The sequence below is a fragment of the Listeria grandensis FSL F6-0971 genome, assembly GCF_000525835.1.
Classification (GTDB): Bacteria; Bacillota; Bacilli; order Lactobacillales; family Listeriaceae; genus Listeria_A; species Listeria_A grandensis.
The window spans coordinates 116,644-126,439 of the sequence record NZ_AODD01000014.1 but is presented as its reverse complement, the minus strand read 5'-3'; the positions used below and the strand labels follow the sequence as shown (position 1 = coordinate 126,439).

7 protein-coding genes, 1 other RNA gene and 2 pseudogenes are annotated in these 9,796 nt (G+C 45.6%); all 10 read right to left on the bottom strand.

The features are described 5' to 3' along the window. Window positions 1–15: 15 nt before the first annotated feature. The gene (locus PGRAN_RS09795) at window positions 16–294 is read right to left on the bottom strand and encodes a T7SS effector LXG polymorphic toxin (RefSeq protein ID WP_036066808.1); all 279 of its coding nucleotides are present in this window, start codon (window positions 292–294) and stop codon (window positions 16–18) included. Further along, a complete protein-coding gene (locus PGRAN_RS09790) occupies window positions 281–907 on the bottom strand; it encodes a hypothetical protein (RefSeq protein WP_036066806.1) in 627 nt (208 codons plus the stop codon). Before PGRAN_RS09790 ends, PGRAN_RS09795 begins: the two co-directional genes overlap by 14 nt. A gap of 122 nt (window positions 908–1,029) precedes the next feature. Then, entirely contained in the window at window positions 1,030–1,380 is a 351-nt protein-coding gene (locus tag PGRAN_RS09785; protein ID WP_036066804.1) for a DUF4180 domain-containing protein, read from the bottom strand. Window positions 1,381–1,394: 14 nt separating this feature from the next. Continuing rightward, window positions 1,395–3,787: pseudogene (gene recD2 / locus PGRAN_RS09780) on the bottom strand (SF1B family DNA helicase RecD2). A 31-nt stretch (window positions 3,788–3,818) separates the two neighbouring features. Further along, entirely contained in the window at window positions 3,819–4,487 is a 669-nt protein-coding gene (locus PGRAN_RS09775; protein ID WP_036066802.1) for a tetratricopeptide repeat protein, read from the bottom strand. 12 nt (window positions 4,488–4,499) lie between these two features. Beyond that, window positions 4,500–5,225: an alpha/beta hydrolase gene (locus tag PGRAN_RS09770; protein ID WP_036066801.1), complete on the bottom strand. Its 726-nt coding sequence runs from the start codon at window positions 5,223–5,225 to the stop codon at window positions 4,500–4,502. 63 nt (window positions 5,226–5,288) lie between these two features. Further along, window positions 5,289–6,397 (bottom strand): annotated as a pseudogene (mnmA, locus tag PGRAN_RS09765) (tRNA 2-thiouridine(34) synthase MnmA). Between the two features lie 18 nt (window positions 6,398–6,415). Continuing rightward, window positions 6,416–7,561, bottom strand: coding sequence for a cysteine desulfurase family protein (locus tag PGRAN_RS09760; RefSeq protein ID WP_036066800.1), 1,146 nt, complete (start codon window positions 7,559–7,561; stop codon window positions 6,416–6,418). 447 nt (window positions 7,562–8,008) lie between these two features. Then, a non-coding RNA gene (gene ssrS, locus PGRAN_RS16040) (6S RNA) lies at window positions 8,009–8,198 on the bottom strand. A gap of 133 nt (window positions 8,199–8,331) precedes the next feature. Next, entirely contained in the window at window positions 8,332–9,606 is a 1,275-nt protein-coding gene (locus PGRAN_RS09755; protein ID WP_036066799.1) for a replication-associated recombination protein A, read from the bottom strand. Window positions 9,607–9,796: the final 190 nt, after the last annotated feature.

Below are 9,796 nucleotides of genomic sequence, written 5' to 3'. Positions count from 1 at the left end.
CGAATCCAATCGGAGTCAAAAAGCATCATCCACCTGCGATTCAAAGTCCTGCACATACTTCTTCAAAATCCGATCCGCTTCACTCAAGCATTCAATGGTTGTGTCTACGATTGGATAGTGCACCGTTTCATAATAGCTTTTCGCACTATCAACGAACTCACCTTTAATCTCATCATCCACCAATAATTTCGCGACAGCTTTCCGGTAATCCCGCATGGCATCCCGTAATCGTTTACTTTCTCTTAAAAACTGTTCCACAAAATAACGTACTTCCCCAATCTCAATCCGTGGCATGCGCATCAGCCTCCTTCGATGCAAACTTGGCTCGTTGGTGCGCTCGACGCGATTCTTGTATCGCATCATCTACGGCATACATCTGTTTTTTCCGCTTCTGCCATTCTTCCGTCATCGTTTCTTCCACTAGTCCTAACCGCTGTCGTGACCGGTTCCCCTGCCACGCATCCTGAAAGGTATGCAAAACATTCTCTTGTGCCCGTTTCGCTTTTGTAAATAGTTGCTCCAACTCTTCAAACTTCCGCTCTTTCTTGATTTGTTCTTTCCAAGCGTCTTCTTCCCGTTGTCTTGGCTGCATTGCTATGTATCCCCCTGACCTATTTTTTACTTCCCATCCATTCGATTCCTTTATGTAGCATATCCCCAATGCCTTTTCAGATGCCACAAACGCTTTTTCCACATGCTTCAAATTCGCCGTATCTTTTTGAAACGCAGCTGGAGCGGATGCCGTCATTTGTGCAAACTCCATCGCACCTTCTACTAGTTGTCTTGCGCTACCTGTCGAATATGACACACTCGGCTTAGGCTGTAACTTCAACGTATTTGTCGTCGCTTGAATCGCATTCGCATGTTCCGCTAAACGCCCGCTCGGCAATTGTATCTTTTTCGCCATAACTTTCCCTCCATATCACTAAATATTCTTACATATTATATCACAAATTATGCATAAAAACGCCAAAAATAGCAAAAACGCCTCACCCATTTTTTTCAGGCAAGACGTAATTTCACTATTTCTCATCTCAATTTCTCAACCGCTTCTTCCTCCGTAGCAACAAAATAAACATGGCTCCCCTTATTACTCTCATATATATAATCCTTAAAACTCTCACTATACATCGAAAAATCACCAATTATCGCCATTTTCAGCTGATAGGTCACTAATTTTTGAAAAGCATCACCCAACAATCCTGTTTTGAGATCGAAAAACGCCTCTAAAACAGCGACTTTATCAATGATAATTTTATGATACGTCGTTTCGTATTGCACACTCATCACAAAGTCCAACATTGATGCCGTATCAGTTATAATAACTTCATCATTTCTAACCCGAGCAATGCCGTCACTTTCTAATTTCTGAATCTCCATTTTCATGCCCCTTCCTAAGCGCGCATAAATTGATACGGCGTGATGCCACTCATTCCAATCATCGGATCAATCGTCATCCAATTCTCCTCCGTCAACAACTTCCGATTACTCACCGTTGCCAATAAATCTTCTTCGCTCAACAACCGCTCATACAGCGTCGTATTCCGTTTATCCTCATCAATCCGCTCGACGCCCATCCGAAACGCGTCCTCTTCCCCGCAAACAATCAGAAACTGCTTGCTCCGAGTCACCGCCGTATACAAAATATCGCGCCGCAACATCCGGTAATAACTCCGCACCACCGGCATAATCACAATCGGAAACTCGCTGCCCTGCGCCTTATGAATCGAACAACAATACGCATGCGTCAACTGGCCAAACTCCTGCCGAAAATACTCGACCTCCGTCTGATCAAACTGCACCACAACCATGTCCTGCTTCTCCGTATTTTCCTTCGCATAAATAATCGAAACAATCTCACCGAAATCGCCATTAAAAACGTTCTTCTCCGGCTGATTCACGAGTTGCAACACCCGATCCCCAATCCGAAAAACGATATCGCCAAACTTCACTTCTTTGCGCTTCCCATCCGGGTTCGCATTAAAAATCTCCTGCATTTTGCGATTTAAAATATCAATCCCAGCAGGTCCACGATACATCGGCGCCAAAACTTGGATATCCTTCGCCCGAAATCCTTTTTTCTTCGCATTTTCAACAACCTTCTCCACGACTTCCGCAATCTGGTTCACCGTACAATGGAAGAACGAACGGTCTGCACTATTTTTCGTGAACGTTGCTGGTAAAAAACCTTGACGAATATCGTGCGCCAACTCAATAATCGACGAACCGTCTTCCTGCCGATAAATATCTGTCAACTCCACCGTCGGAATCTCGTTCGACCGCAGCATATCCTTCAAAACCTGACCTGGCCCAACAGACGGCAACTGATCCTGATCTCCTACTAAAATCACTTGCATGTGCGCCGGCAAAGCCCGAAATAGCTGATTAGCAAGCCAAATATCGACCATCGACATCTCATCAATAATCAACAATTTCCCTTCAATCGAACGCTCATTATCATCGTCCAACTGCTCCTGCCCGTTCATCCCCAACAATCGGTGAATCGTCATCGCAGGCAATCCCGTCGATTCCGTCATCCGTTTCGCCGCGCGTCCCGTCGGAGCCGCCAACAAAATCGGCAATTTCTGCCCATCCTTATACGACATCGGATCCAAATTTACACCATTAAGTTCCGCGTAAAGCTCCACGATTCCCTTAATAACCGTCGTTTTCCCCGTACCAGGTCCCCCCGTCAAAATCAACATCGGCGACATCAACGCCTTTTCAAGCGCTACCTTCTGCGTTTCCCCGTAAGAAACCCCAATCCGATCCTCCAACTCACCAAGCGCGATATAGAACTCCGATTTCGGAAACAGCTCCTCGTATTCCTTTTGTCGCATCATCGCTTCACGTGCGCTGCAAATCCAGCCTCCGCAAAATAAAGCGATGGCACATACACCCTCGTGTTCTCCGTCATCACCTTCATATCTTCCTCAAGCGCCGCTAACTGCTTCGTCAACAACTCCTGCTCAATCCGAACTGGCTCACTATTCTCAAGCAATTGCGTCACCGATTCCAGCAACACTTCCCGCTCCATAAAAACGTTTCCCTGCTGCAACGATTCCTGCTCCAACATGTACAAAATCGCTGCCTGCAATCGCGCATGATGATTCCCGCCAAGCCCAAGCTTACGACCAAGCTCATCCGCACGATTAAAACCGATCCCCTTCACATCTTCAATCAGCTTATACGGATTGCCCTCTAGCACGTTCAGCGTTTCCTGCTTATACGCCTGAAAAATTTTCATCGAGAGCTGCGGGCCAAAACCATACTCATTCAAACTCACCATAATGTGCTCTAGACCTTGGTTTTCACGCAACGATTCCAGCAAACTCTCCGCCGTCGCAAGCGGTAATCGCGGCACCGTTTGAAGTAGCGACGGATCGGCTAAAATCCGACTGATCGCATCCTCACCAAGCGTATCCACCACACGTTCCGCCGTCTTTTTCCCGATGCCCTTAAAAAGTTCCCCAGATAAGTACTGCACCACGCCTTGCTTCGTTTGCGGCATCTCTTTTTTGAACCGATCCGCCTTAAACTGCTGACCAAATTTGGCGTGGTCCATTAATTTACCATGAAATATGTACGCCTCTTGCTCATGAAGGGCAGGAAAAAAGCCCGTCACAACGATATCCTTCTCGTCCCACGTCGTATTCGTATCTTGCACCTGAATCCGCACAACAGAAAACAAGTTCTCACTATTATGAAAAATCGTCGACATCACGAGCCCTTTCATGTATAGTTCCTCATTCTCGCCGAGCAATCCTAACGTTTCTTGCATGTCCATTTTCCCACCCCCTCATCTTGTGTGTCGCTCCTTACTCGCCGCTCGCCTCTAAATCTTGAATCGCCGCCAGCGCATTTGCCGCCAACTCATGCTTCTCATCACTTTCTACCGCTTTTTCAAAATAACTTTTACCCACAACTAAATCGCCTTGCCACGCTAAGTAAGCCGCACCGATATTGTAAAGCGCATCCGCATCGTCAGGTTTCAGCATCAATACACGTTCTAGTGCATCAATCGCCTCTTCAAACATATCTGACTTTGCAAGCGCAATCCCATATTGAAATGCCGCTTCCACATCTTCAGGCGCAAGCTCCACGGAACGAAGCAAATACGGAATCGCAAGCAAATTCTCCTCCATTTGCATAAAACTCATCCCAATCATGAAATAAACATCGGCCGAATCAAGGCCATTCGCAATTGCCTTTTCAAATTGCTTCGCCGCATCTTGATAATGCTCCAACACATAGTACAGATTTCCTAAACTATAATAAGCCGCTGAAGCCTTGCTATCCAGTTCAATCCCTCGTTCAAAAAAGCGCTCCGCACGCTCAAAATCATCCATCGAAAGCAACACATTCCCAAAATTGATGAAACCAACCGGATCATTCGGGTGTTCCTCGATAACCTCCGTAAAAAGACGAACTGCCGTCTCTAAATCATTTTTTTGCATGGCTTCAATACCTTGTGCATTTTTATCCAAATCTGTTCCTCCTTATTTTACAACGAGGGCAAGCCAAGTTTTCAGCGCCGTCACCGTTTGATTTGTTTGTTCTGTCACGCTAATTGTCGCGTCATTGTCCCCATTCTGTTTCCCATAAGCACCAAACTGTGCATGATTTCCGCCCTCAATGGAAACAAAAGTCGTGTTTTCAGGCAAGTATTTCTTGTTTTTTTCATATGTATCCCAATTTAGCACGCCATCCTTCGTTGCCGTAATCGACAATGCTGAAAACGGTGCTTTTGCAAGCGTCCCCTTCTCATCTGCGTAACTCGCCAAAAAGAAAATACCATCCAAATCACCCATATTGTCATGAGCAAAACGCGCAGCCATAGCGCCACCAAGCGAATGTCCACCAATCACGAAATGCTCCTCTTTATGCGTATTTATAATATCTGCGGCCTTATTTTGTCCAAAAACAGCCAAATTCAGCGGCATATCAGCAATGTACACTTTGTAACCAGCATTGGCAAGTCCTTTCACCACCGGAGCATAACTCAGCGGATCAATAAATGCCCCCGGATAAAAAATCACACTTTCCTTCACTTCTTGATTGAGTGGCGTAAACATCAAAAAGCCGCTATCATCCACGACATCCACTTTTTTCGTTGAATTCCCTGCTTCCTCAGCAAATGAACTCGGTGACGTATTAAAATACAAATAACTGCCACCAATCAACAAAATCAGCACAGCTAACACGATCCATAATGTCTTTTTCATGCGATTCCTCTTTCCTTAGAAAAGGTCAGGAAAGCCTCATTTTCACCCGTCCCGACCTCCTATTTAACCTACATACCGCAACTGCACATCTTGTTTATAAATCTCATCAATCGTTCCGCCGCCTAGACAAATATCTCCATCATAGAGAACGAGCGCTTGACCTGGCGTCACGGCACGAGCAGGCTCATCGAAAATAACATTCGCTTTATTACCCTCCAACAAATGCACCGTCACACCAACATCTTCTTGGCGGTAACGGAATTTCGCCGTACAATGGAACACCGCTTCGACAGGACGATCCGATACAAAGCTCATATCCGTTGCTACAAGCGAATCCGAATACAGCTGTCGTGATGGAAACCCTGCTCCACGAACAAGACATTATTCGCCAAATCTTTCCCGACAACAAACCACGGATCGCCATCGCCGCCAATACCTAAGCCATGACGTTGCCCAATCGTGTGATACATCAAACCATCATGCTTACCCATCACCTTACCGCCCAGCGTCTTCATCTCACCAGGTTGTGCCGGCAAATACTCACTCAAAAACTGCTTGAAATTGCGTTCCCCGATAAAACAAATCCCCGTACTATCCTTCTTACCTGCCGTTGCAAGTTCCGCTTCTTCCGCAATCCGGCGCACTTCCGGCTTTTCCATTCCACCGAGCGGGAACATCACCTTCTGAATTTGCGCTTGCGATAACTGATTCAAAAAGTACGTCTGATCCTTATTACGATCCACGCCACGCAACATTTTGACCTCATTATCAATCGTTTCCACACGCGCATAATGCCCCGTTGCCACAAAATCAGCGCCCAAACTCTCCGCATGCTCCAAAAATGCCTTAAACTTAATTTCCTTATTACACATCACGTCCGGATTCGGCGTCCGACCTAATTTATACTCCTCCAAGAAATACGTAAACACCTTGTCCCAGTACTCCTTTTCAAAATTAACAGCATAATATGGAATCCCAATCTGATTGGCCACACGAATAACGTCCTCATAATCTTCCGTCGCCGTACACATACCAAACTCATCCGTATCATCCCAATTTTTCATAAAGATTCCGATGACATCATAGCCTTGCTCTTTCAGCAAATAAGCCGTCACCGACGAGTCCACGCCGCCAGACATACCAACAACTACCCGCGTCTTACTATTATCCATTTTAACTACTCCTCACCTTCACTTACAAAGTCGCTGTACCACTTTTACAATCTCGCTTGCCGCATTCTCGATCTCCTCGTAAGAATTACCAAGGCCAAAACTAATTCGAATCGATTCGCGCACACCCGCATGGTCTGCACCAAACAGCCCCACCAAGACATGCGACGGATCCACCGTACCAGCTGTACAAGCCGAACCACTAGAAACCGCGATTCCCGCCATATCCAAATTCATCAATAACTGCTCCACCGAAACGCCCGGAAAGCGTACATTCAAAATATGCGGCAACCCCTTTTCAAGCGAACCATTCACCTCAAATAGAATTCCGTTCTCCGCAAAAGTATCCACTAGAACCTGCTTATACTCCGCAAAATCCGAACGTTTTTGTTTCCGTGACTCCAAAGAAATCCGTACAGCTTCTGCCATACCACAAATCCCCGGCAAATTCTCCGTCCCAGCTCGACGCTTACGCTCCTGCTCCCCGCCATGAAAAGGATATTCCAAATTCGTCCCATTTTTCACATACAAAAAGCCGATCCCGCGCGGTCCATTAATCTTATGCGCCGTAACTGTCAACATATCCACGCCAAGCTCCGCGACGTCCATTTCGAACATCCCAAAAGCCTGTACCGCATCCGTGTGAAACAACGCTTGATGCTCCACAAGCCGCTCACCAATCGCTCGAATCGGTTGAACCGAGCCAATCTCATTATTGCCATACATCATCGAAACCAGAATCGTATCATCCGTAAGCGCCGCATCAAAATCGTCAAGTGAAACGACACCCGTCTTATCCACCGACAAATACGTCACATCAAACCCCTGTGTTTCCAGATACACACACGTCTCCAAAACAGCTGGATGTTCGATCGCCGTCGTAATAATATGCTTGCCGTGCTCACGATTCGCGTAGGCCGCCCCAATCAACGCAATATTATCGCCTTCCGTACCACCACTTGTAAACACAATCTCCCGCTCATCCGCACCAATACTTCGCGCGACAATTTCCCTCGCCTCATCAAGCGCCTTCCGTGCCTCTCTCCCAGCAAAGTGAATGCTAGATGGATTCCCATAATTATTCGTAAAACTAGCCAACATCGCCTGCACAACCTCCGGATGAATCGGACTCGTCGCAGCATGATCCAAATACACTCGTTCTATCATTAAAATCGCTTCCTTCTATACTAAAAACCAATAATCAGTCTTTAAAACTTGTTTTTATAACCACTCCCATTTTAGCAAGAAATGCCGCCGAAAGCAAAAAAGCGGTATGGGTTTAGTTCTGAGATCTGATAAAAGTTTGGTTTGGGTAAATGTATCAGTTGGGAAACCTGATGGATAATGTTTGCTTGATTTATTAGGATTGGTTACTTATCTTTGTTTTGTTGCTGTTCTGAATAAACATAGGATGCTTATATTTGTCTTGCATTCATTCCAAGCTTTGCGTCTAAGGGCCACTGAGGGATTACCTGCTCACTTCGTTCGCATGCATATTGAGGCTCTAACTCAACAAGGGATGCTTCATAAGAGACTCAACAAAAAGCACTTCATTCGCGAAACGTCAAAATCCCGTTCACAAATGAAGCGCTCGAATCTTATTTTTAATAATAAAGAAACCCCAATCGTACCGTCTTTAATACCATTGTTTGAACCCGCTATTAACAGCAGGTGGGTGCTCTGTCTGACGGTTTACAAGTCCTCGTGAAAAGGCATGTGCGCTGCGCCCGAACTCGGGCTCCCTAGGTAGATCAAATTGTTCGGTTCAATAATATAGGTACCATAACGAATACATTAGGGTTTCTTTATTGACCTAAGAATAACACATAATTTTATAGATTTCAATTTGGAGCACTCAATAACGTATCTTTTTTTACGAAGACGAAACTTCAATGTAAGCGTCATCTCCTCTAATTTCTCCCATGCCATAAAAATGACTACTTTTTATTCTGATTAATCTTCTCATAAACCCCAGCAATCGTCTGCTCATACTTTGACGTCAACTTCGGTTCATAATACTTCGCTTGCAAAAGCCGATCCGGCAAATACTGCTGATCTACCCAGGCATTTTCATAACTATGCGGGTATTTATAATCCAACGCCCGACCGAGCTCCTTCGCACCAGAATAGTGACCATCTCGCAAATGATCGGGAACTTCACCGCTCTTACCAGCTCGAATATCTGCTAACGCGTTATCGATCGCTACGATTGCCGAATTTGATTTCGGCGACAAACAAAGTTCAATAACAGCATTAGCGAGCGGAATTCGCGCTTCTGGAAAACCGATTTTTTCAGCGGTTTGAATTGCCGACAAAGTATGCGTCGCAGCCTGAGGATTCGCAAGCCCAACATCCTCATACGCCATCACCAGAAGCCGCCTACTAATACTTATTAAATCGCCTGCCTCAATCAACCTACCCATATAATGGAGTGCTGCATTCACGTCACTGCCTCGAACCGATTTCTGAAACGCACTCAACACATCATAATGTGCATCGCCATCCTTATCATGCGCCAGACTCTTCCGCTGCAAACACTCTTCCGCGACACCAATCGTCACATGCACTTTGCCATCTTCATCCGGTTCCGATGAAATAACCGCCAGTTCCAATGCATTCAGGGCACTCCGAACATCTCCGTTACTCGCCGTCGCTAAATGTGTCTTCGCATCTTGATCCAACACAACATCATACGCGCCAAGCCCTCGTTCAGCATCCATCAAAGCCCGATCCATCGTCACCTCAATATCCGCTACCGATAGCGGCTTCAATTCAAAAATTTGCGTCCGACTCCTGATTGCTGGATTAATCGCAATATACGGATTACTCGTCGTCGCCCCGATCAAAATGATCTGGCCACTCTCTAAATGCGGCAACAGAAAATCTTGTTTCGGCTTGTCTAAACGGTGCACCTCATCCAAAAGTAAGATAACCGTCCCGCTCATCTTCGCCTCTGCCGCCACGATTTCTAAATCTTTCTTATTATTCGTCACCGCATTTAACATCCTAAAAGCGTATTTCGTACTGCCCGCAATCGCACTAGCAATCGAGGTTTTCCCAATACCAGGCGGTCCATATAAAATCATGGAAGACAATTGTTTTGCCTTTACCATCCGATAAATCACTTTATCCTTGCTCACTAGGTGCGTCTGACCCACAATATCATCCAGTGACTTCGGCCGCATACGGTAAGCAAGTGGCTGAATCGCCATATTTCTCCACTCCTTTACTCGTCATTCATTTCATTCTCCTATTATACCACAAGAACATTCGTTCCTACAGCAAAAATCAAGCACTTCAAGTTTTGCTCGCTTCTTTCCAACATATGCTTTATAATGATTCAAGTATAGCGATTAATAGAACGCTTTCTTCTTACCCAATCAGAAAATCGCAACATTATTT